This is a genomic window from Paludisphaera borealis (genome assembly GCF_001956985.1).
GTDB lineage: Bacteria > Planctomycetota > Planctomycetia > Isosphaerales > Isosphaeraceae > Paludisphaera > Paludisphaera borealis.
This window is the reverse complement of the sequence record NZ_CP019082.1, coordinates 7,022,073-7,044,387: the sequence shown is the minus strand read 5'-3', so window position 1 is coordinate 7,044,387 and position 22,315 is coordinate 7,022,073. Positions and strand designations below refer to the sequence as shown.

Annotated in this window: 21 protein-coding genes; 10 read left to right on the top strand and 11 right to left on the bottom strand. The window is 66.3% G+C overall.

The features are described 5' to 3' along the window. Positions 1-10 precede the first annotated feature (10 nt). Positions 11-949 carry a 4-hydroxyproline epimerase gene (locus tag BSF38_RS27270; protein ID WP_076350182.1) on the top strand — a complete coding sequence of 313 codons (939 nt, stop codon included), beginning with the start codon at positions 11-13 and terminating at the stop codon, positions 947-949. Further along, complete coding sequence (locus BSF38_RS27265; protein ID WP_076350181.1) at positions 946-2,190, top strand: NAD(P)/FAD-dependent oxidoreductase; 1,245 nt, start codon at positions 946-948, stop codon at positions 2,188-2,190. Before BSF38_RS27270 ends, BSF38_RS27265 begins: the two co-directional genes overlap by 4 nt. Here BSF38_RS27265 and BSF38_RS27260 read toward each other — a convergent pair. Continuing rightward, positions 2,187-2,969 (bottom strand): class I SAM-dependent methyltransferase, encoded by a 783-nt coding sequence (locus BSF38_RS27260; protein WP_076350180.1) that lies wholly within the window; start codon positions 2,967-2,969, stop codon positions 2,187-2,189. The genes BSF38_RS27265 and BSF38_RS27260 overlap by 4 nt on opposite strands. Positions 2,970-3,059: 90 nt before the next feature. Next, a complete protein-coding gene (gene ybaK / locus BSF38_RS27255; RefSeq protein ID WP_076350179.1) occupies positions 3,060-3,548 on the bottom strand; it encodes a Cys-tRNA(Pro) deacylase in 489 nt (162 codons plus the stop codon). Positions 3,549-3,658: 110 nt separating this feature from the next. Between ybaK and BSF38_RS27250 the strand changes: the two genes are divergently transcribed. Next, positions 3,659-5,689, top strand: coding sequence for a primary-amine oxidase (locus BSF38_RS27250; protein WP_083713597.1), 2,031 nt, complete (start codon positions 3,659-3,661; stop codon positions 5,687-5,689). Between the two features lie 975 nt (positions 5,690-6,664). On the opposite strand, the gene gluQRS is transcribed toward BSF38_RS27250, so the two are convergent. Continuing rightward, positions 6,665-7,618: a tRNA glutamyl-Q(34) synthetase GluQRS gene (gene gluQRS, locus BSF38_RS27245; protein WP_076350178.1), complete on the bottom strand. Its 954-nt coding sequence runs from the start codon at positions 7,616-7,618 to the stop codon at positions 6,665-6,667. Between the two features lie 363 nt (positions 7,619-7,981). On the opposite strand from gluQRS, the gene prfB reads away from it, so the two are divergent. Both prfB and BSF38_RS27235 read left to right on the top strand, forming a co-directional pair. Beyond that, positions 7,982-9,092 (top strand): peptide chain release factor 2 gene (gene prfB, locus BSF38_RS27240; RefSeq protein WP_145952352.1). Its coding sequence is split into 2 segments (ribosomal slippage): positions 7,982-8,050 and positions 8,052-9,092, totalling 1,110 coding nucleotides; the frame shifts between segments, so codons are not numbered across the junction. Positions 9,093-9,102: 10 nt separating this feature from the next. After that, positions 9,103-9,768: a hypothetical protein gene (locus BSF38_RS27235; protein WP_076350176.1), complete on the top strand. Its 666-nt coding sequence runs from the start codon at positions 9,103-9,105 to the stop codon at positions 9,766-9,768. Here BSF38_RS27235 and BSF38_RS27230 read toward each other — a convergent pair. From BSF38_RS27230 to BSF38_RS27220, 3 genes are all read right to left on the bottom strand, one after another. After that, on the bottom strand, positions 9,720-10,793 hold the full coding sequence (locus BSF38_RS27230; RefSeq protein WP_145952351.1) for a DUF6798 domain-containing protein: 1,074 nt from the start codon (positions 10,791-10,793) through the stop codon (positions 9,720-9,722). The genes BSF38_RS27235 and BSF38_RS27230 overlap by 49 nt on opposite strands. Beyond that, the gene (locus BSF38_RS27225; protein ID WP_076350174.1) at positions 10,778-11,821 is read right to left on the bottom strand and encodes a hypothetical protein; all 1,044 of its coding nucleotides are present in this window, start codon (positions 11,819-11,821) and stop codon (positions 10,778-10,780) included. The genes BSF38_RS27230 and BSF38_RS27225 overlap by 16 nt, the downstream gene beginning before the upstream one ends. Before the next feature lie 117 nt (positions 11,822-11,938). After that, positions 11,939-12,703, bottom strand: coding sequence for a CvpA family protein (locus tag BSF38_RS27220; RefSeq protein WP_076350173.1), 765 nt, complete (start codon positions 12,701-12,703; stop codon positions 11,939-11,941). 258 nt (positions 12,704-12,961) lie between these two features. Here BSF38_RS27220 and BSF38_RS27215 point away from each other — a divergent pair, with 258 nt between their 5' ends. Beyond that, a complete protein-coding gene (locus BSF38_RS27215) occupies positions 12,962-14,131 on the top strand; it encodes a hypothetical protein (protein ID WP_076350172.1) in 1,170 nt (389 codons plus the stop codon). 477 nt (positions 14,132-14,608) lie between these two features. On the opposite strand, the gene BSF38_RS27210 is transcribed toward BSF38_RS27215, so the two are convergent. Continuing rightward, positions 14,609-15,337, bottom strand: a complete 729-nt coding sequence (locus tag BSF38_RS27210) for a PTS sugar transporter subunit IIA (RefSeq protein ID WP_076350171.1) — start codon at positions 15,335-15,337, stop codon at positions 14,609-14,611. 123 nt (positions 15,338-15,460) lie between these two features. Beyond that, entirely contained in the window at positions 15,461-15,640 is a 180-nt protein-coding gene (locus tag BSF38_RS27205; RefSeq protein WP_076351522.1) for an Arc family DNA-binding protein, read from the bottom strand. Positions 15,641-15,925: 285 nt separating this feature from the next. On the opposite strand from BSF38_RS27205, the gene BSF38_RS27200 reads away from it, so the two are divergent. Beyond that, a complete protein-coding gene (locus BSF38_RS27200; protein WP_076350170.1) occupies positions 15,926-16,231 on the top strand; it encodes a hypothetical protein in 306 nt (101 codons plus the stop codon). A gap of 191 nt (positions 16,232-16,422) precedes the next feature. Here BSF38_RS27200 and BSF38_RS32295 read toward each other — a convergent pair whose 3' ends face one another. The 3 genes from BSF38_RS32295 to BSF38_RS27175 all read right to left on the bottom strand — a co-directional run bounded on the left by BSF38_RS32295 (position 16,423) and on the right by BSF38_RS27175 (position 19,204). Further along, complete coding sequence (locus tag BSF38_RS32295; protein ID WP_237170636.1) at positions 16,423-16,716, bottom strand: transposase; 294 nt, start codon at positions 16,714-16,716, stop codon at positions 16,423-16,425. Between the two features lie 1,086 nt (positions 16,717-17,802). Beyond that, positions 17,803-18,132 carry a DUF952 domain-containing protein gene (locus BSF38_RS27180; RefSeq protein WP_076350166.1) on the bottom strand — a complete coding sequence of 110 codons (330 nt, stop codon included), beginning with the start codon at positions 18,130-18,132 and terminating at the stop codon, positions 17,803-17,805. Between the two features lie 277 nt (positions 18,133-18,409). Beyond that, positions 18,410-19,204 carry an SDR family NAD(P)-dependent oxidoreductase gene (locus BSF38_RS27175; RefSeq protein ID WP_076350165.1) on the bottom strand — a complete coding sequence of 265 codons (795 nt, stop codon included), beginning with the start codon at positions 19,202-19,204 and terminating at the stop codon, positions 18,410-18,412. A 76-nt stretch (positions 19,205-19,280) separates the two neighbouring features. Between BSF38_RS27175 and BSF38_RS27170 the strand changes: the two genes are divergently transcribed. From BSF38_RS27170 to BSF38_RS27160, 3 genes are all read left to right on the top strand, one after another. Then, positions 19,281-19,703 (top strand): ribosomal maturation YjgA family protein, encoded by a 423-nt coding sequence (locus BSF38_RS27170; RefSeq protein ID WP_076350164.1) that lies wholly within the window; start codon positions 19,281-19,283, stop codon positions 19,701-19,703. 284 nt (positions 19,704-19,987) lie between these two features. After that, positions 19,988-20,743, top strand: a complete 756-nt coding sequence (cnbZ, locus tag BSF38_RS27165) for a 2-amino-5-chloromuconate deaminase CnbZ (protein ID WP_076350163.1) — start codon at positions 19,988-19,990, stop codon at positions 20,741-20,743. A 345-nt stretch (positions 20,744-21,088) separates the two neighbouring features. Further along, positions 21,089-22,315 carry a PcfJ domain-containing protein gene (locus BSF38_RS27160; RefSeq protein WP_076350162.1) on the top strand — a complete coding sequence of 409 codons (1,227 nt, stop codon included), beginning with the start codon at positions 21,089-21,091 and terminating at the stop codon, positions 22,313-22,315.

The following is a 22,315-nucleotide window of genomic DNA, read 5'->3' as shown; positions in this document are numbered from 1 at the left end:
TCGCTCGGAAATGCGTCGTATCCAGGTGGTCGACTCTCACACCGGGGGGGAGCCGACCCGCGTCGTCGTCTCGGGAGGCCCCGGCCTCGGGCGCGGGTCGATGGCCGAGCGGCTGGCCGTGTTCCGCGACCGGTTCGACGACTTCCGCTCGGCGGTCGTCAACGAACCGCGCGGTTCCGACGTCATGGTGGGCGCCCTGCTCTGCGAGCCGACGAGCCCCGAGGCGGCGGCCGGGGTGATCTTCTTCAACAACGTCGGCTACCTCGGCATGTGCGGCCACGGCACGATCGGCCTCGGGGCGACGCTCGCCCACCTGGGCCGGATCGAACCGGGAACGCACCGGATCGAGACGCCGGTCGGCGACGTGACCTTGACCCTCGACGCCGACGGCTCCGTCGCCTTCGAGAACGTGCCGAGCCATCGCGCGGCCAAGGGAGTTGCGGTCGACGTCCCCGGCCTCCGGCGCTACGTGGGCGACGTCGCCTGGGGAGGCAACTGGTTCTTCCTCGTCGAGGATCACGGCGAGACCCTCGACGTGGCGAACGTCGAGCGACTGACCGACGTCGCCTGGCGCATCCGCCGGGCGCTCGACGCCCAGGGCGTTCGCACCCCGGACGGTCATGAACTCGACCACGTCGAGTTGTTCGGTCCGCCGACCGTCGCCGGGGCCGACAGCCGCAATTTCGTCCTCTGCCCGGGCAAGGCGTACGACCGTTCCCCGTGCGGCACCGGCACGAGCGCCAAGCTCGCCTGTCTTGTGGCCGACGGCAAGCTGGCTGAAGGCCGGGTCTGGCGGCAGGAGAGCATCATCGGCAGCGTGTTCGAGGGCTCGGCGCGGATCGTCGACGGCGCGATCCGGCCGCGAATTCGCGGCACGGCCTACGTCAACGCCGAGGCGACCCTGCTGATTCATCCCAACGACCCCTTCGGTTCAGGCATCCGGATATGAGCAAGAGCGTGCTAGTGATCGGCGGCGGGGTCGTCGGGACCTCGTGCGCCTACTTCCTGTCGAAGGCGGGCTGGCGGGTCACGGTGATCGACCGTGGGACGATCGGCGGCGGCAGCTCGGCGGCCAATTGCGGGTTCGTCTGCCCGAGCCACGTCCTCCCGCTGGCCGAGCCCGGCATGGTCGCCAAGGGGCTCGCGTCGCTCCTCCAGAAGTACTCCCCCTTGAAGATCAAGCTCCGGCCCGACCCGGCGCTCTGGTCCTGGCTGATCCACTTCGCCCTCCGCTGCAACGAGCGCGACATGCTGGCCTCGGCTCGCGGCATCCAGCCGTTGTTGGACGCCTCGCTGGCCCTCTACCACGAGCTGGTGGCGACCGAGAATCTCGACTGCGAGTGGGAATCGCGCGGGCTCTTTTTCGTCTACAAGTCGAAGGCCGAACTCGACGCCTACGCCCCGACCGACCGCCTCCTCGCCGACTCGTTCCACTGCGCCGCGAAGCGGTACGACGGCGACGCCGTGCTCGAACTGGAACCGGCGCTGAAGCCGGGGTTGGCGGGAGGCTGGTATTACCATGAAGACGCTCACCTGCGGCCGGACAAGCTGATGCGATCGTGGCGGGAACGGCTCGAAGCATCGGGCGTGACCTTCCGCGAGCATTGCGGTTTCAAGGGTTTTCGACGCCTCGCCGGTCGGGCCTCGGCCGTCGACACCGATCAGGGCGAATTATCCGCTGATGCGTTCGTGATCGCCGCCGGCGCCTGGACGCCCCAGCTCAACGACCACCTGGGCTGCAAGATCCCGATCCAGCCCGGCAAGGGTTACAGCCTGACGATGCCCCGGCCGTCGATCTGCCCGAACGTGCCGATGATCTTCCCCGAGACCCGCGTCGCCGTCACGCCGTTCCACACCGGCTACCGGCTCGGGTCGATGATGGAGTTCGCCGGCTACGACGAGTCGATCCACCCGAGCCGGCTCCAGCTCCTCCGCGACGGCGCCGCCCCGTTCCTCCGCGAGCCTACAGCCGAACCGGTCGAGCGGACCTGGTTCGGCTGGCGGCCGATGACCTGGGACGGCCTGCCGATCATCGACCGCACCCCCGCCCTGAACAACGTCGTCGTCGCCGCCGGCCACAACATGCTCGGGCTCTCGATGGCGCCCGCCACGGGGAGGCTGGTCGCCGAGATCCTGGGCGAGCAGGCCCCTTTCCTCGACGTCGCGCCCTACCGCGTCGGCCGGTTTTAAGCCTCGGCCTTTCGTCCTACGAGGACGGCGATCGGGAACGTGAACTGGAGCGAACCGTCGGCCCATCGGGCGTTCACCCCCAGCCGATCGACGCCGACGTCCTCACGGAAGATCCGCCGGACCTCGTCGGCCGCCCCCGGCTCGGGAGCCGACGACCCGAGCAGTTCGTCCAGATCCACGTCCACTCCATAAAAACTGACCTTCACGTCTTCGAGCCCGGCCTTCTCGAACAGCCCGGCCAGCTCGCCGAGGCCCAGGGCCCGGACGTGGGAGGGGTCGCGGAGCTTCTCGGCGTGATCATAGGCGGCGGCCTGTTCGGGCCCGCTCGAATAGACGTCGACCACCGCGACGCGTCCTCCGGGCTTGGCCACGCGCGCCATCTCGGCGAGGACGCGGTCGGGTTCGAGCATATGATGGAACGAATAGCGCGTGAAGACGACCGAGAACGACGACGAATCGAACGGCAGTTCCACGACGTCGCCGACGCGCCATTCGAGGTTCGAGAGTCCCTTCGCCGCCTGGAGCGTCTGGGCCTGTTCGATCATGGCGGGGGTCAGGTCGATCCCCGCGACCCGCCTGGCGTGGCGGGCGAAGTCGCAGGCGACGATCCCAGGTCCACAGGCGACGTCGAGGACCGTATCGGACTCGTCGAGTTCGACCGCCTCGCGCGCCAGCCGCAGCGAGTCCTCCGTCGAGTGAGCCGCGAGCTTCGCGAACGGCGCCGCCTGAACCGAAAACTGCTCGACGATCAACTGATTTTGACGTTTTGCGTCCATCATTTATCCTCTCATGGATTGGGCAATCGGGCTGCGCCCGGGGTTGGAAACTGGAAGACCCCGATCGACCGACCGAGGTTCGCTGAACCGGCCTCAGCCCGACTTCACCTTGGCGATCGCGGCGACCTTCGCATCGACGACCCGGATGTAATCCCCCGGCGCGAGCAAGACCTGAACCCCGCGGACCCCGGCCGAGACCGAGATCACGTCGAACAGCTCGGCCGTTTCCTCCAGGTAGACCGGATAGGCCTTCTTGCAGGCTAAAGCCGTCACCCCTCCGCGAATGTAGCCGGTCAACGGTTCGACCTCCTTCAGGGCCACGGTCTCGATCTTCTTATCGCCCGTCGCCTTCGCCAGCGCTTTCAGGTCCAGCTCGCAGTCGGCCGGGACGACCGCCAGGCAGACGCCCTGCTTGTCGCCCCTCGCGACGAGCGTCTTGAACACCTGTTCCGGGGGCAGGCCGATCTTCGCCGCGACCGTCTCCGCGTCGAGATGATCGGGATCGACCTCGTACTCTCTCAGCTCGAACGTCACCTCCAGCCGTTCGAGCAGCCGGACCGCATTGGTCTTGGCGATCGCCACGACGTTCTCCTCCTCAAACTTCCGGTTCGTTTGATCTTCGCGACTGACGCAGGTAACATCACAACACCCTCTCAACGATCCGCCCGCCCTGGCATCTCTGGAGCATTCTCATGGCGGCAAACCTCTCGTTGTTGCAGAGCTTCACCCGGCTTGTCGTCCCGCCCGCAGCGGCGATCCTCCTGTCCATTCCGTCTCCACTCGTCGCCCAGGCGATCCCCGCGCCGGATGCGACCCCCGCCCGCCCGTCGCGACCCGCGACGCCGAAGGATCTTGCGCGCCATCCGCTCGACCCGCTCGGACCGGCCGAGATCGAGCGGACGGTTGCGATGCTCCGCAACGCGCTGCGGCTTTCCGACAGGGTCCGGTTCGTGTCGATCGGGCTCAAGGAACCTCCCAAGGAAGCCGTCCGCCAATCGCCCCCCGCCGGCGCCCGCGAGGCGTTCGTGGTGCTGCTCGACAGCGCGACGGGCCGGGCGTCCGAGGCGACCGTCGATCTCGACAAGGGGACGGTGGCGAGTCATAAAACCTTGGCCGAAGGGGTCCAGCCGGCGATCATGATCGACGAGCTGGTCGAAGTCGAGGAGACGGCCCGCAAGTCGTCGCTGTTCCGCGAGGCGATGAAGAAGCGGGGGATCGAGGACCTTTCCCTGGTCATGGTCGACGGCTGGTCGGCGGGGCATTACGGCAACGAGCCTCCGGAAGATCGCGGCAAGCGGCTGGTTCGCGCCCTGTGCTGGGTCCGCTCCGAGCCGTTCGACAACGGCTACGCCCGCCCAATCGAGAACCTGGCGGTAGTCATCGACCTCAACCGCAAGGAGGTCGTCCGGATCGAAGACTATGGCGACACGCCGCTTCCTCTCAAGCCGGGCAACTGGTCGCATCGCTACAACAAGCAGAATCGCGCCGACGTCAAGGCCCTGGAAATCGAGCAGCCGGACGGGCCGAGCTTCGCGCTCCAGGGGCATGAGGTCGCCTGGCAGAAGTGGGATCTCCGGATCGGCTTCAACCCTCGCGAGGGGCTGATCCTTCATCAGGTTCGTTACGACGGCCGGCCCGTTCTGTACCGGGCTTCGATCGCCGAGATGATCGTCCCCTACGCCGATCCCAAGGCGTCGTCCTACCACAAGAACGTTTTCGATCTGGGCGAGTACGGCCTGGGCATGCTGGCTAACTCGCTGGCCCTCGGCTGCGACTGCCTGGGAACGATTCGCTACCTCGACGCCCATATGGCCGACAGCCACGGCCGGCTCGTCACGATCAAGAACGCGGTCTGCATCCATGAGGAAGACGCAGGCCTCCTCTGGAAACACACCGACTGGCGGACCGGCGAATCGGACGTCCGCCGCTCGCGCCGGCTGGCCGTCTCGATGGTCGCCACCGTGGGGAACTACGACTACGGGTTCTACTGGTATTTCTATCAGGACGGATCGATCCAGCACGAGGTCAAGCTGACGGGCATCGTGAACACCACGGCCCTCAAACCCGGCGAAACCGCGCGCCACGGCGTCGAGATCGCCCCTCGCCTGACCGCGCCGTATCACCAGCATTTCTTCAACGTCCGGCTCGACTTCGCGGTGGACGGCGAGGCCAACAGCCTGGAAGAGGTCAACACCCGGAGCGAACCCGCCGGGCCCGACAACCCTTACGGCGGAGGCTTCTTCGCGGAGACCACTCCTCTCCTGAAGGAACTGGAAGCCCGACGCAGCACGAACGCAGCCTCGGCGCGGTTCTGGCGGATCGTCAATCCGACGCGGAAGAACAGTCTGGGCCGCCCCGTGGCGTATCGACTCTGTCCTGGCGAGACCACCCTGCCGTTCGCCCAGCCGGCCTCCCCGTTGATCCGCCGCGCGGGCTTCTTGACCAGCAACCTCTGGGCGACCCCGTTCCAGGCCGACGAGCGGTTCCCGGCCGGCGAGTACCCCAACCAGAACCCGACCCCCGAAGGCTTGCCGAAATGGACTCAGGCCAACCGCGACATCGCCGATCGAGACCTCGTCCTCTGGTACACCTTCGGCCAGACCCACGTCCCGCGTTTGGAAGACTGGCCGGTCATGCCCGTCGCCTCGGTCGGCTTCATGCTCCGCCCCGACGGCTTCTTCGAAGGCAACCCGGCCCTCGACCTACCGCCCCCTTCGCCCTGACTCAATTGGCTTCCTTCGCGCGGAAAACGCGTGGACGGGTGACGGGAGAAGGAGTCCGAAACAGCTCCACCAAGCTCCTCCCGTCCGCTGCGTTCGGCCCTACGCGCCCCGCCGCCGATTTGGGTTCGTTCGCGCCGCCCGACCGAACCCAAATCGCGTCGTAAGTCTTTATTGTCAAGTACTTTTGGCACGGACTCCAAAATTGGCTTTGTCCGCGCGGAAAACGTGGATTGAGGTCGCCCTGGATTGGCTTCGATCGACCGTTTTTTCGATCGAAACCGAGGACGGGACGAACCGTTCGAAGGCTGCGCCGAGCGTCGGCGGATTGGCTTCGATCGCGCGTTTCCTGGCGCGGAGACTGACGACCTGACACTTGCTCCGAACCCTCGAAATACAAGCCCGAAGCGCCAGCGAGTGAATCGATTCGAATGACCGATCGGAAACTCACTCGCTGGCGCTTCGGGCTGCCATGAAAATCCCGGTCCGTGGTTTGCCGTAGGGGCGCCCCTTGTGGGTGCCCGATCGCCGAGCGCGAGCGGTCGGCGTGAAACGAACCGGGCGCCCACAAGGGACGCCCCTACCAGCCCCGATCGACCGCAGGCTCCCATTTTCATCAGGATGGGTGCCGTCTCGGCGGCATGACCGATTGCTCTGAAAACACCCCGTGGGACGATAGAGGAGCGAAATGGAAGCCCGAAGCGCCGGCGAGTGCATGGTATGAACGGTCGACCGGGAATGCACTCGCCGGCGCTTCGGGCTTGTATTCGGACCCGGCCGACGCGATACCCCATTTTCATGAGGCCGGGTGGCCCGACGTCATCATGATGGTTTGTAAGAAAGTGTCGGGCCGTCAGGCGCGGGGGAGAAGGGATGCTCGCGACGGTTTGTCTGCGACTCGTATGCACATTGCGCCAGCCAATATCGGATTGAGAAAGAGCATGGGCGCGCGCGGGGGCTCGCGTCTCCCTTAATTTACTACGAGGGATCGACAAGCCATTCGGCGGGATTCATGAACCAGGGATCGCCGGGGAGGGAATCCGGATCATAGCGATTGATCCAATCGGCCGGGTAAGAGGGAGTAAGAGTCGAAGTCCAGCCGCACGACCGGGCGAGGGCTCCGATCAGTCGTTGAGGGTCGACGCCCTGTTCGCGCAGGGTGGAGAGCTTGATCGAGCCGTCGCGCTTGGCCAGTCGGCGGCCGTCGGGACCGACGACGAGGGGGACGTGCCCGAAGCGCGGGGGCGTCCAGCCGAGCGCCCGGTACAGGAGGATCTGCCGGGGGGTGCTCGGTACGAGGTCCGCGCCCCGAACGACCTGGGACACGCCCATGAGGGCGTCGTCGACCACGACGGCGAGCTGGTACGACGGGCCGAGCGTGTTCCGGGCGATGACGAAGTCGCCGCCGAGGCGCGTCGGGTCGAGTTCGCGACGGCCGAGGAACTGATCGTCCCACGCGACCGGGCCGGGCTCGACCCGGAACCGCCAGGCGAACGGGCGGTCGCCGAACGCCCGGGCGTCGGCGGCCAGGCGATGGGCGCAGGCGCCGGGATACGTCGGGCCTTCATCCTCGGGATGCGGGGCGCTGGCGGCGCGCTCGATGTCGGCCCGGGTGCAGGTGCAGGGGTAGATCCGCTCGGCGGCCTTCAGGCGATCCAGCGCGTCGTCGTAAACCGCCCGGCGGTCGGACTGAACGTAGGGCCCCTCGTCCCAGTCGAGCCCGAGCCATCGCAGATCGACCAGGGCGGCGTCGCGGGCCTCGTCGCGGACGCGGGCGGCATCGAGGTCCTCGATGCGGAGGATCACCCGCCCCCCCCCGCTCCGGGCGGCGAGCCAGGCGATCAGGAACGTCCGGGCGTGGCCGAGATGCAGCCCGCCGGTCGGCGAAGGAGCCAGGCGGCCCACGGCGGGAGGTGATTGCGAAGGTTTCATGGTCGGGGCCGAGTATGCGCCGAGTGTTGTAACAGCGTGTCTCCTCGCTCTCGATTCTGGAGTTCCGAAGTCCGGAGTGGGTGGCCCGGGTTCGGTTTCCGAACCCGGGGGAACAGGCCGGGGCTCCCTCGCACGGGTTCTGAAATCGGACCTCGTGGCACACACGAGCGGCTCGCAAGCAGCTCGGACAGTCGATCCGACGCGATCCTCCTGGATCGAGAGCGAGACCCAGGCGGGCGACTGGACTGGTTGCCGGCCGGTCGATCGGTTTTAATGAAGGATCGAATCTAGCGGGTCGTCCCCCGGCCTGGCCAGACGGGTTTTCGCCAACGTCGAGATCTCTTGGGTGAGGAGTGCTGCGCTGTGGATGCTGAGTTGAAGCGATCGGCCAAGAATGTGATCGATCGTATACTCCATTTACGAGACTCTCTTTGACTTCGGCGAAAAAGTAGCTCGCCGCGACAGCCTCCAGAGCGACATGGAAGGCGCATCGTTCTGGAACGATCAAGAGAAGGCCAAGGCGGTCATCGCCGAGATGAAGACGCTCAACGGCGTCCTCAAGCCGTTCGAAGCGCTGGTCAAGCAGGCTGAGGATCTCTCGGCCTCGATCGACCTGGCCGATGAAATCGAGACCGACGAGTTCGACGAAGAGATCCGGCCGGCCTCGGAAAAGGCCGAGAAGGATCTGGCGACTTTCGAGCTTCAGTCGATGCTCAGCGGCCCCAACGACCACTGCAACGCGTTCGTGACGATTCACGCCGGCGCCGGCGGCACCGAGGCCTGCGACTGGGCCGAAATGCTCATGCGCATGTACATGATGTGGGCCGAGAACCGGGGCTTCACGACCCAGATCACCGACCGCGAGGACGGCGGCGCCGCGGGCATCGCCCAGGCGACGATCCACATCAAGGGGGAGTACGCCTACGGCAGCCTTCGGGCCGAATCCGGCGTCCACCGGCTGGTGCGGATCAGCCCGTACGACTCCGCCGCGCGGCGGCAGACCTCGTTCTCGTCGGTCGACGTCCTCCCCGAGATCGACGAGACCATCGACATCGTCCTCAAGGACGAAGACCTCAAACGCGACGTGTTCCGTTGCGGCGGTCCCGGCGGCCAGCACCAGAACAAGACCGAGTCGGGCGTGCGGTTCACGCACCTGCCGACCGGTATCGCGGCCGAGTCGCGGAGCGAACGCTCGCAGCACAAGAACAGCGCCAACGCGATGGCCCTGCTCAAGGCCAAGCTGATCCGCCGTGAGGAAGAGAAGCGCGACGCCGAGTACGCCAAGAAGTACGACGAGAAGGGCGAGATCAGCTTCGGCAACCAGATCCGCTCCTACGTCCTCCAGCCTTACCAGCTCGTCAAGGACACGCGGACCGGCTACGAAGTCGGCAACCCGCGCTCGGTCCTCGACGGCAACCTCGACGGGTTCATCGAGGCCTACCTCCGGATGAAGCTGTCCAAGGGAAGCGCGTAGCGGGACGGCCATGCACTCCATCGATTGGCAATGCGACGAGTCCGACGACCGCGTGGTGATCCGGGGTCCCGAAACGCAAGTGACCTTCTTGCGACTCGGCGACCGCTGGATTCATCACGTGTCGTTCGGCCGCCGCGATTCCTCCGACGCCGCCCTGGACGAGCTTGTCTCTTCCGAGGAGAGCGACCCCCGCCAGGACGACCCGGCGCGAGTCGTGAGCCCGGTCTATCAAGACCTCCACCGCCACACGTTCGCCGGCGACGAAGGCCGCGGCGTCTGCCTGCTTTTGACCGGCCGTCTGTTCCATCACCACTTCTCCGCCGCCGTGACGGTCTCGACCGATCCCGACCGGGAGGACGCGGTGATCATCGACTTCGACGTCGCCGACCGCTGCCGGGCCGAGGTTTCGAGCCTGGCCGCGACGTACCTCGTCCGCCTCGGTTCCAGCGAGCTGCGCGACGCGGATTCACAATCGATCGTCTGGACCGGGCGACAACTCGGCGAAGGCGTTCTGACGTTGCAGTCGGACGCCGGTGCGATCCTGGCGTTGGCGGAAGCGGGCCGGCAGAGCACCCGGGCGCAGGCGCTCGCCCGACTCGCCCCCGACTCGTTCACCCACCGGCTCCGCTACCGCTGGCGATGGGCGACGACCGCCGATTCCGGGCGAAGCCGGTAGACCGCGTACTTCCCCTCAGCGTGCAGCAATTCGAGCGGGCCGGCGGAAGTCTCGTCGCCCGAAGTCGGCCGGAGCGCGACGACGTGGTCGGCCCCCTGGCGGACGGCCAGCGCGGCGCGCTGGGCGTCGGTCATCGCATCGTACCGCGATTCGAGGCGGTGGCGGCCGTCGAGATAGGCGCGGACGAACTCGGCGGGCGTCCCGTGAAAGTCGACATGGTCGGCGAACCGCCGGAACCAATCGTCGATCCCCTCGGCGTGGTACGGGCTCCCCGCGCGGTTGAACGCCAGGCTCCGCCGCGACCAGAGCCGAAAGCCCTTCGGCCCCGGCGGCCCGATGAACCGCGCGTCGGGCGGCGTGTTCTCGCGGCACCAGCTCGCGAGCACCTCGACCTCGTCGATCGGCACCGCCGCGAACCGGCAGCGCGCGACGAGCCCCCGAACCGCCGGGCTCGTCGCCATCGGGTGATCGTTCGGAATCATCCCCGCAGCCAGGGCCGCCAATGGCGTCGCCCAGGCCAACGTCATCGCCCACCGCCAGCGCCGGGGCGTCCAGGACCATTGCATCCGAGGCATTCTGTTGCAGAGACACGTCACAACCAGGCTGACGGCGATCAGGGCCAGCAGCGGACGGTCGCCGCGCTCGGTGTCGTGCCGCGATAGGAACAGGCAGCCGTAAGCGAGCGCCCAGACGAACACGAGGGAGGCGAACGCTTCGATTCGCCATCGCCGGCCGATCGATTCGACGAGGGTCGTCGCGGTCTCGACGCCGACGACGACCACGAGCAGCCAGTCTCCCGTCAGCCCGAGCGGAATCAAGGCGGCGCGCAATTGCGACATCCAGCCTCCGCGATCCCAGAGCGTGAGAACGCGCCCGACCGCACAGATGAGGGCCAGCCCCCGCGCGAAGGTCGCCATCCGAAACGGCTGGAACACCGTCGTCCCGACGTGCTGCAAGCCCTCGACCGCCACCCAGGAACACGCGAGCCAGACCAGCACGACCCCGAGCATCAGGACAAGACGCAAGCGAGGCGAGGAGTCGGACGGTCCGAACTCCCTTCTCCCCTTGGGGGAGAAGGTGCCCCGCAGGGGTGGATGAGGGGTATTCGAGTGCAGCGGCATGGGAGGAATCCCCAAGCCCCCCCCTCATCCGGCCGTTCCGGCCACCTTCTCCCCTTGGGGGAGAAGGCCAGAATCGCCAGCGCCAGATACGCCCCCGCCGCCAGCCATTGCGGCATCCGCCAAAGATGCGGGAGCATGTGCTGCGGGCTCTGAAGCTCGACGGTCAGCAGCCAGAACTTCTCGGGCGAGAGCCCCTCGCGCAGCGAACCGAACGGCGCGAGGTTGAGGGCCAGCCCTGGGGCGATCGCCAGGCCGGTCGCCGCCGCCGCCGAGATCGCCAACCGCCAGGGCACGGAGGTTCCGCCCCCCGCAAGCGCCCACACGAGCCAGGTCCCCGCGAAAATCAACGCGAGCTGCAAGCCCAGCGAGGGATGGACCACGGCCGCCAGGCCCAGAGCGAAGACCGAGAACCGCCAGCCGCGCCGAGGGTCTTCGACGACCGCGGCGGCGGCCAGCCACGCGAGCGCAAGACCCATCAAGCGATCCAGAAGCATCGATTCAAACAGGTGATTCGTGCCGATGTTGCCTGCCTTGGCGATCAGAAACAGGCCGACGGCGACGAGCCCCGCGCGGCTCCCGTGTTCGGGCCAGGCCGCGCGCGTCAGCCGGCCGATCCCCCGGATGCTGGCCGCGAAGGTCAGGATGAAGAGGATCGTCAGGGCCGCAGAGAGGCCGACGAGCCGCGAGGCGCCCCCGAGCAGCCAGAGCGAGCCGCGATGGGGGTTGAAGGCGTCGAACGACCGGACGAACGGGTCGGCGTCGAAGACCCGTGGGTCAAGCTGGTGGAGCAGCAACGGCAGCCGGTGGGCCTGGTCGCCGTCCAGGCTGTGATAGCCCTTGATCGTCCAGTACGCACCCAGAATCAGGCCGCCGACCATCCACGGCGAGGGACTGAAAGCTGGACGAACAGCGCTGTCGCCTCGATCCTCCATGAGGCTCAACCCATCCTGATTCGCGTTGGGAAACGCGGCCGATCCGACCCGCCGCTCGATCTCGCCGACGTCGAGAAGTCTCGACGCCGGCCGAGTTTACAAAGCCTTCGGGTCGGGTCAACGCCAGTCCTCGGCCTCGCGCCGCGCGTCGCGCTCGGCCTTGATCCGTTCGAGGTCCTCGGCGACCTCGCGATCGAGGTCAAGCTCGGCGTTCGAATCGGCCTGGCCGAGCGGCGAGAGATCGAGTCGCGGCGGGCGTCGCGAGCCGTCGTCGGGGCGCAACTCGGCGACCTCGTCCGGCGCGGCCGTCGCGTCGACGGGAACCGGGCTCAGACCGTTGCGCTGGATGTGCTCGACGAACCGGCGCACCGGGGGGGATTCCCAGATCTTGGGGACCGGCTGGTACTTCTGGTTCCAGACGAGGGCCTTCGAATTTTCGACCTGCTTGCCGGCCCATTCCAATTGCATCTTCTTGGCGGCCTCGATCCCGTATTTCTGCACGGCGGCCGTCAGGAACACGGCGACAAGCGCCCCTTTGGCGGCCCCGAACAGGAAGCCGGCGAACTGGTCGTCGCGACGGGCCTCCGGTTTTCCCGAGACGTCGGGCCGGCGCATCATCTTGATCGCCAGCGTCGCCACCCCGACGACCACGACGTACGCCACGACCGCCGAGGCCCACCAGAGAATCCGGTCCATCAAGGCGGGATCGACCTTCGGGAGCCGGGTCAGCACGTACGGCCTCGCCTGGTCGCGGACCGGGTCGGCCAGGTAGAAGCAGCCCACGAAACCGGAAAGCCGAATCGCCTGGCTCACGAAACCGCGCAGCCAGCCGCGAATCGCCGCGAACAAGATGACCGCGCTCAGTGCCAGGTCCAAGCCCATCGTGTTTACCCTCGAGAATCGATCCCGGCGTGACAGCTCAATGGGTATTCGCTGACCGCGCCGGTTTCTTTGAATCCTGGTGAACATCCGAAGCCGTATCCCGTAGCATCGGCCAATCCACCAGCGAACTTGATTCCCCTCACTCGCCAAATTCCCACGTCGGCCCCGTTCACCGCGCCCGCTCCTTTCTTCCGCAACATCCTCACCTTATGATAAGTCCGGACGACTGGCCGAATCCTCTCGAACGCGGAGAACCTTATGCCGGGGCCTCGACGTCGGATCGCTTTTCTCGTCTGCGCGTGTTTCGTGACCCTCCCGCCGCCCCCCGCGCCCGCCGACGAGTTCGACCGCCTCGGTGACGCCGACCTGAGCCGGCCCGTGATTCAGAAACACGCCCGCAAGCAAGCGGGGTTGAATTTCCGCGAGCTGGCCGCGCTCCCCGCCGTGCTCCGCGACGCGCGTTCGTCGCTCCTGATCGTCGTGACCGATCAGGGGAACGTCGCTCGGTTGATTGCGTCCCCCGGTTTTCGGAAGGCCCCCGGCGATCCCAACAAGCTGACGCCGACGCTCGTCGTCGATCGGTTCGAGACCCGCGATCCCGCCAACCGCGCCGCGCCGTTGGCCCGCGGCAAGGACGCCTGGCTGTTCGACGGCTTCGGCTACGATCTCGACGCCGGCCAGGTCGTACCGGTCGACATGGGGGCGGACGTCCGGTTCGTCGCTTCGGGCTCGGACGACGGTCGGTTGATCCCGGTCGGCAAGGCGGAGCTGTTCGTGGTCGAGTCGCTTCCGCCCGCTCCGAAAGCCAGCGCCGACCGGCCGTCGGAAGGCCGCGTGGTGCGACCGGCCGACTACAACGGCTCGTATCGCCTGGCCGCCAACGGGGTCTGGTCAGGCCTTCTCGAACTGAAGGTCGATCCCGAAGGCGTCGTGACCGGGAACTATCGGTCCGACTCCGGCGGCGCGCCTCATCCGGTGACCGGCAAGACGACCGGCGATCACGGCGTCGAATTCACCGTCACCTTTCCGCGAACCCGGCAGGACTACAGCGGCTGGCTCTGGGGCGAGGGCAAGAACGTGATCGCCGGCTCGGTCACGATGATCAATCAGACGTTCAGCTTCGTGGCAGTCCGCGAGGGGGCGACCGCGAGCCTGGCGACGCTCGGCCTCAAGATCGCCCCAGGCAAGCCCGAGGCCCGCGCGCTGACCCTCGACGAGAGCGGCGAGAACTTTCTCATCGACGCCGATCCCGCGACGCATCCGCTTTCGGATCTGGCCGAACTGCTCAAGGCCGATCTCGACGCCACAGTCGTCGTCAAGGCGCCCGGCGCGATCGCCTTCGAGCGGGTCCGACGGTTCGTCCAGGCGATCGAGGACGCCGGCGCCCGCTCGGTCCGGCTCGCCCCGATCGACCGGGCTTCGCCCTGATGCGAAGACCGCCCTCGCCGAGCACGGGAGCGTGTGGCCGGCTGGTGCCGCCCCCGGTCTTCAAAACCGGCGCACCTCTGATTTTTCATCCCGACTCATGTCGGATTAATGGCGGAAATATTCCGTTACTCGGCTTCCTTGGATCGTCCTAACTTTGCTTCAATTCGCAGTTTGTGGGATGATCCATCTGTTTTCCAGGACTTCTGGGGCCTACGGATAATCTGTTTCAACTTGAGAGCCGTCTCAATTTCAATCCAGCGCTTGTACTTATCGATTCGTCCTAACATCGGAGTCGATCGGAACTTCCTGAGAACCTCCGCTTCGATTCCTGAGACAGGTTAGAGCTTGAGGGAAGCGACGAATCGAGATCGGCTCAGCCCGCCCTTTCCCGCCGACGAATTTGGTTCCTGAGATCACGGCCTGGAGGCGGCCCGACCCGTTCAACGACCGCCAATCCCCGACCCATCCCTCCGCCTCTCACCCCGATCCCGACGAGCCGGCCGCGGCCACTGAAGGGGCCCGTACGTCCGACGGCGCGAGCTCCTGTTCCGCACGGCCGATCTGGCGGAGGATCTCCAGCCGGGACTCTTGCCGCTCGACCGCGTGGCGTACGCCCTGGTCGCGGAGCACGAAGGAGAGCTTGGCCATCAGGTGCAGGTGGGCCCGCGTGGTCGGGCTGATGACCATGAAGAGCGTGCCCACCGGTTTCCCGTCGAGAGCCCCGTACTCGATCGGCCGCTCGAGAAAGCAGAGCGTGACCATCGGACGCTCGACGTGGAGGACGATGGGGTTTCTTACGTGCGGGATCGCGACGCCGTCGCCGCACGCCGTGGGCGCAATGGCCTCCCGAGCGAGAAGCACTCGGAGGAGAAACTCCCGATCCACCTCGTCCGGCAATCGCAGCAGCTCCACGGCCTCGCGCAGCGCGTCTTCCTTGTCGTCGCCGGAGACCCGATAGAAAACCCCGCCGGCTTCCAGCGCATCGAGGAGCGACGGCACGGGTTGCCCTTCCGCCTCCGGCTCCGCGAAAATCTCACTGGAGACGTTCAGGCGACGAGACGTCGCCCATTCCAGAATCTCCGCCCGGTTGAAGCGGTACTGTTCCTGGACCCGGTAGGCCGGGATGGTCTGCTGCTTGATCCAGCGATAGATCGTCTTCTCGGAGACCTTCAGGAGGCCGGCCGTGTCGCGGACGGATAGGTTCATGGGACGCCGTCCGCTACCAAGGGGACACGAGGAGATCCGGGGATGATCGAAGTTCCTGAGGCGTGTCGCGTCAGCGATGCGTCGCCAGACCGCGAGCCACCAAGAGCGCTCGGATAGGAGAGCCTACGAGGCAGCCCCGGTCGAGGGTGCCGGCGCTGTCGACTCTTGTTTCGCGACGGCTTGGGACAGCAGCGACACGATCAAGGCGTTGAGCGAGCTTTTCTCGGCCCGCGCGCGGCTCGCCAGGGTTTCGTGCATGGGAGGCGGCATACGGATTTGGAAATGAACCACGGTCTCGGGCATCGGCGTCACCCCGTTTAATTCGCGAAAGAGAGCCGTGGCAAGTGCGAGTCGAATGACTCGCAATTCTTGACCGCGTCTGACATCCATGGACAATGATAAAGAGAATCGGCGTATTGTCAAGCCAGGCTGACAATTGTCCTTCGCCGAGGGTTTTTGTCGCCACGCGGGCACAAGAGTCATAGGGCATTCCGCAACCGTTGCCCTCCAGAGCCTTTACGGCATCACAGCGTAACTTCTCAATAACCATGGGCGAAAGGGTCGGAAAGTTGCTGATGGAATCCCCTCATGTGGATTCCGCCGCCCGACGTCCCCAAGCCCGAACGCACGCCGCTGATCCAGCGGTTGCTCGAGGTGATCCCGCTGCAGCGGGAATACACTCTGCTACTCGAGGAGCGGACTGAGCAGCTCGAAGACGAGATCGCTCGCCTCAACGGCCTCAAACCTCGTCCCCGGATCGCCCCCAGCGTTTCGGAGAGGCCGCCTCGGCCGCCTTGCGACCCGAACGCCAAGCGGCCCGCCTCCGCCAAACGCTCCAAGGCCGCCCAATCCTGCTCGGTCCACTCATCCGTGGCCGGTCCTCCAAAGCGTTAATGACTGCGGAGCGATAACCGAAAGTTGACGGGCCGGCAAAAGGGACGAACGAACGCAGTGGGTGATCTATCGGCGCGCCCGCCTGAACGTGAGAGTTGCGTTGTGTTTCGGCTCAACGGCGTTGAGCGCCCCAAGGTCGTTGCCGAGGGCTTGGTACGGCTCTTTAACGAGCGAGAAAAGCCTCACCTTCCTCAACAAGCCGCCTTATAGGCCCCGACCCGATGGATGTTCAGACCGAGGGCGCGAAGGAAGGTCACGTAACCCACCGCACGCCGGCCGCGGATGCGCAGAGACGCCATCCTCATCTGGTGCTTGAACCGGGACATCGTCCCTTCGATCCCCGAGGGCCAGCGATAGCCCTCTCGGAATTCGTCGGACTTGTCTCCGAGTCGCCGCGCTCGCTGACGAACGCGGTCGTGCGTGTATCGATAGCGGGGTTCTTTAGGTCCACCGCCGAGGCGCAACAGGACGGGTGAAGGGGACACGCCGCGCAGGTCGTGACGTCGAATAGGACCTGGATCTTGTCCCCGCCGATGCTGGTCATCGTCGGGGCGTGCCTCAGCGGACTGCGGACGACTCGGCCGTCCTCGTCGAGTTCGAAATGTTCCAGCGTCAGTTTCTCTTGCTCGCTCCCCTTGGGCGGCATCGAGGGGGAGACGACCTCGACGCCCTGAAGGTTCGCCTTCTCAAGATTCTCGTTCGAGCCGTAATGCGAGTCCGCCAACACAACCTTGGGATTGATTGAGCGGGCTTCCGCGTCGGCCAAGGCGGGGCCGAGCGAGGAACCGTCATGGACGTTCATCGGGCCGACGGCCACGTGCGTGATCAAGTCCGGCGGATCGGGATTGGTCTCTCCGGTCGGCTCTCCTTCGACGTCGGAGTACGTTTCCACGACCTGGACCAGATAGCCGACGCCGCGATGCTTGTTGTAGGTCGCGTCCGGGTCGGCCGGGTTCAGGACGTTGTCGCACGTCATCTCGTCGGGTTCTTTGACGCGGACTCGCGAGCCGGCCTCGGGATCGCGCACGACTTCGCATCGCTCAGCCAGCACGCGTGCGAGGATCAGAAAGCTCTCCAACTCGGCAGCCGTCGGCCGGAACCGGGTCGTCAGGACCAGCAAGTCGGCCGCGGCCTCGGGCAGTCGTCGCCTCGATTCGCTGGGCTTGGTGGAGGCGAAGCGGCCATCCCCCTCGCGGTCGACGTGCTTGCGGACCAACTCGGAGTCGACCTGGGCGTGCAAGGCCGGTGGAAGTCCTTGGTGGGGCGGGCGTCCGTGCTCCCGCGAGAACCCCGCGATCAATTCCCGAACGGGCAAGTGTCCCAGGAGGTGCTCGGGGAAGACGCCGGCCCAGGATCGCTCAAGCAATCGGCGGCGCAGTTCACCGAGATGGTTCCAGAGATTGAAAAGGTCGCCGCTCTGGTGGTCACGGATGGTGATCATGCAGACATCGTAGCGCCCTCATGAGCATTTGCCAGATTTTTTGCCGGCCCTTCTAGCTTTGACAATAACTCCGGCCCGAAATGAATCAACAAGCATATGCACGTGCACTCATCAAACAAGGAATGAGGGTTCATCCCGTCAGCCCACGCCCGCGGGCGTCTTCGAGGGGCACCACCTCGACCACGGCGTCCAGATTGATCGGTCCGTAGACGTGGGGGAACAACTTCCACGTCTCGTGAGGATTCTCCCACTTCAAGGCCGGCTTCAGTTTCTCGCCGTCGATAAGCAAGACGACCAGCTCGGTCCGGCCCGTATAGAACTTCCCGTGGACGTACGGCAACTGCTCCGAAGTCAAGCAGTGGATGAATCCTTCGGTCGCCAGGTCGTGGCTGCGGTACTCGCCCTCGGCGACGGCCCGTTCCCACATGGCTCGGGGCGTGATGTGCAGGATTTCGGGCATCGGGGTGGGTCCTTGTCCTTGACGATCGGGGCGATCTTGGCGTTCACGACACGGCAGTAGTCGTCCGGGCCGAGGAGGATTTCAAGACCCCGCAACCCCGCCGAGATCGAGATCACGGCGAACGTCTGGGCCGTCTCGTTCATGTAGTCCGGACACGATTTTTAGCAAGTAAGCGCCGTCACGCCACCTCGGATCTAGCCGGTCAAGGGCTCGACCTCGTTGGCGTTCGAGGAGACGGACGGCGTTGGGCTTGGCGATGCCAGGATATTCCCTTTGCTCAGACGATCGACCGGACGACGCCGCCATCGACCCTCAGGGCCGCCCCATTGGTGGCCGAGGCCAGCGGGCTGCACACGTAAACGATCATGTTCGCCACCTCCTCGACCGTGGCGAACCGCTTGATCAGCGAACTCGGCCGGGCGGTCTGGAAGAACTCGGCCTCGACGACCGAACGGTCCACGCCTCTCTGCCTCGCCAGGTCGGCCACAAACGTCGCCACACCCTCCGATTCGGTCGGGCCGGGCAGCACCGAGTTGACTGTGATGCCGGTCCCGGCGACCGTCTCGGCCACCCCTCGGGCCACGGCAAGCTGGGCCGTCTTGGTCATGCCGTAGTGGATCATCTCGGCGGGAATCTGTACCGCCGACTCGCTGGAGACGAAGACCACACGACCCCAGTTGCGGGCCTTCATGCCGGGCAGGTAGTGGCGGGTCAGCCGGACGCCGCTCAGGACGTTGGTCTCGAAGAATCGCATCCAGTCGGCGTCGGGGATCTCCTCGAACGGCTTGGGCTCGAAGATGCCGAGGTTGTTGACCAAGATGTCCACCTCGGGGAGTTGGCGGATCAGATCGTTCACGCCCTCGGCGGTAGACAGGTCGGCGGCGATGCCCGAGACCTCGCCGTCGCCGCTTGTGCCACGGAGCTTCTCGACGGCCTCCTCGACTCGCTGCCGGCTGCGGCCGTTGACGACGACGGAGGCCCCCTCCCGGTACAGCCCCGCCGCCGCAGCAAAACCGATCCCGACGGTCGAGCCCGTCACAAGCGCCCGCTTGCCCCTGAGTTGCAGATCCATGTCGGCGTCCTCTATCCTGGTGGTCGTCAAGAGAGCCCACCACGATAACGAAGACGGGCCGGGGACTTGAAGGCCGATGTCGCAGACCCCACGCAACCCGATCACCGGGCTTGTCTTGATCGCCCTGACAGCCATCTTGGGGATCGGCTCCCGCCGCTTTGGGCATTCGTTGCCCGGCTTCGTGGCAGCTTACGCCGGGGATACGCTCTGGGCGCTCGTCACCTTTCTCGGCATCGGCCTGCTCCTGCCGAGGGCTTCAACGTGGCGGGTCGCCGCATTGGCGATGTCGTTCTCGGTGATGATCGAGGTGAGCCAATTGTACCACGCCCCGTGGATCGACTCGATCCGTCGGACGACTTTGGGCGGGTTGGTCTTGGGCCACGGCTTCCTCTGGAGCGACCTGGCCTGCTACGCCGTGGGCGTCGGGATCGGTATGCTGGTCGAACTGACCGGCCTGCACGACGGCTCCGCACCTGGGACTCGACGCCGATGCCCTTGATCCTGACCGCCCTGCCCCTGCTGGCGCTCTACGGCGACGAGCCGGATTAAGGGTCGTGGCGAGTTGACGCCGAAGAAGCGAGCGGACTACAAGGCCGTACTGGAACGGGAGCGGGGGATCGAGCAGCGGCCCCGAGAGCCGACTTCCTTGGGCGAGATCGAACTTCATTCACCGGGTCGCGAGGTGGATGGTTGATCAATGGCTGGGAGAAGGCAGGCTGATTCTTGAGGCGGGCCGTTGAATCCGGCCTCCATCACACGACGTCCTCGATAGGAGCCCGACGAATGCCGCTGACCGATCACCCCCTCGGCGACTACCGCTTCCTGCCGGGCATCGCCCCGTACTCCTGCGGCGTGGTCTCCGCTCCGGGCTTCGAGGTCGTCCACGTCACGCTCCACCGCCCCGTCCCCTACCTCCGGGGGTTCGATGAGATCGAGCGGCGCCTTGTCTCGGAAGGGCGGCCCCGGGCGGCCCTCTGCGGGGTCGAACTCCGGTCGCCGTGCCCGTTCAGCTTCGAGGGCTTCGCCGAGTTCAACGCCGGGTACGCCCGCATCCTGGAGGGGTGGGGACTGTTCGTCGACGGCGTGAGCCCGGTCGCCCGAACCAACGTCGCACCCGAGGGCGGTCCGCCCGGCGAGCCGGTGCTGTACGGGTTCTCGTATTCGAGGCCCTGCGACCCGTCGCTGCCGCCGACCTTCGTCGTCGCCGGGGCCGGCGAACTCCCCGAAGGCGTCTTGGCCGTCGAGGGGATCGTCCGTGGGGGCGACGCCTCGCCGGACGCCATCGCCACCAAGGGGGCGTTCGTCATGGACCTCATGGAGCGCCGGCTGCGTGGGCTTGGTGGCGACTGGCCCTCCGTCACCGCCATCGACGTCTACACCGTTCACCCCATCGGTCGGTTGCTACCCGACGTGATCCTGGGACGGGCCGGGTCTGCGGCTGCGCACGGCGTCCGTTGGTTCTACAGCCGCCCGCCGATCGTCGGGATCGAGTACGAGATGGACCTGAGGGGCGTCAGGACCGAGTTGCGGATCGGATGACCCGGCGAGCCCCCCTTGATGAGTCGGGATCAGGTCTTTCATCCGTCCAGAACGAGGCTCACAAGGATTGGGCAATCCGACTCCATCGCTCTCGTCGCCTCGAAGTCCACCGGCGAACCTCCTCGTCGATCACCCTGTCCATGCGATTGGGGCCGTCACAACCCACCCTGAGAGGACCCGCAATGAGCACTCGTCCGACCGCAACGACCTCGAAGACACTCGTCTCTCCCTCTCGGTTCGCCACCTGAAGGGACGGGGTCGCCCTGGAACGGCTCTCGCCGTCGTGAGGGGACGCTCCGTCGTCCCTTCTCGGTTGCGCCTCCACGTCTCCAGGGAACCGATCCCATGCGCCCGACCTCTCCTCGAAAGCCGACGGCGAAGGCCGCCGTCGACCAGGCGGTCCGCCGTGCGCTCGGCGTCGTCGCCGGCTGGGACCTTGACGCCAGCGCCGCCTTCGAGCGACTGGTTCTGCACGTCCGTCGCCGCTCGGACCTGCTGCGTCCTCCGATGGCCGGCAGGCGATACGACCCGAAGGGCTGCGAGAAGATCCTCTCGGGTCTTCTGTCGCTGGCGTCCTTTCACTCGCAATGGCTCAGACCGATCGATTCATGGGAGCCTGCGGGAGAAAACCTGCTGCCGCAGTTCTCGACGCTGGCCCGGCACCTGCTGGCAGCCTATTCGGTCCCGGCGTTTCTCACGTCGGTCTGGTTCGATGGATCGACCGTCGAAGCTCGACGCCGGCAAGGCTGGTTCACGCACATCGGCTCGGGCGGGAACATCCGCAGCGCCGACCTGCCGCTGCCGTATACGAAACGGATGGCCCACATGTTCCTCCAGGCTCCCGACCACGTCTCGGTCGAAAAGGCGCTTCGGTGGGGGCAGGTCCGTGGACTCGGCGGTTCCGAGAGGCTCGCCGAAGCGGTGGCCGCCACCCGGCTGGGACGTTCGTTCGAGTCGGAGGATTTCTGGGGCACGGTCGTCCGGTTCCTCGTGAACCACCCGGAACTCGAAAGCGCCCAGGTCGATCCGATCATCGAGTACCTTTATGACCAGCGCTTCGTACCCCGGACGTGCTTCGACGAAGTCGGCGGCGAGGGGGTGGAGAGGCCGCCCCAGCCCGACCTCTCGATGAAGGGGCGGACGGCGAAAGCGTTGTGGCGACAGGTCGCCGAGTGGCGGAGGGATCTGGGCGTGCGAGGAAGGCCGGTTCTTCGCTGGCCTCGGAGCGGGATCGGAGAGTTCCGACTCTTCGAACCGAGACCCGGCGGGCTGGACGGCCGGGTCTGGACGATCCGGGAACTGCTCAGCAGCCGGGCACTGCGGGCCGAGGGCGGGGCGATGCGCCATTGCGTCGCCGGCTATGCGAACCTCTGCACGAGGAGGCGGTCCACGATCTGGTCGATGGCCGTCGAGGACCACGACGGCCGGCGGCGGGTCCTGACCATCGAAGTGGACCCGACGACGAGGAAGGTGACGCAGGCCAGACGATGCTGCAACTGGGGGCCGAACCCCAAGGATCGAGAAATCCTGGGGCTATGGGCCAAGAATCAGGGGTTGTCGGTGGAATGCTGA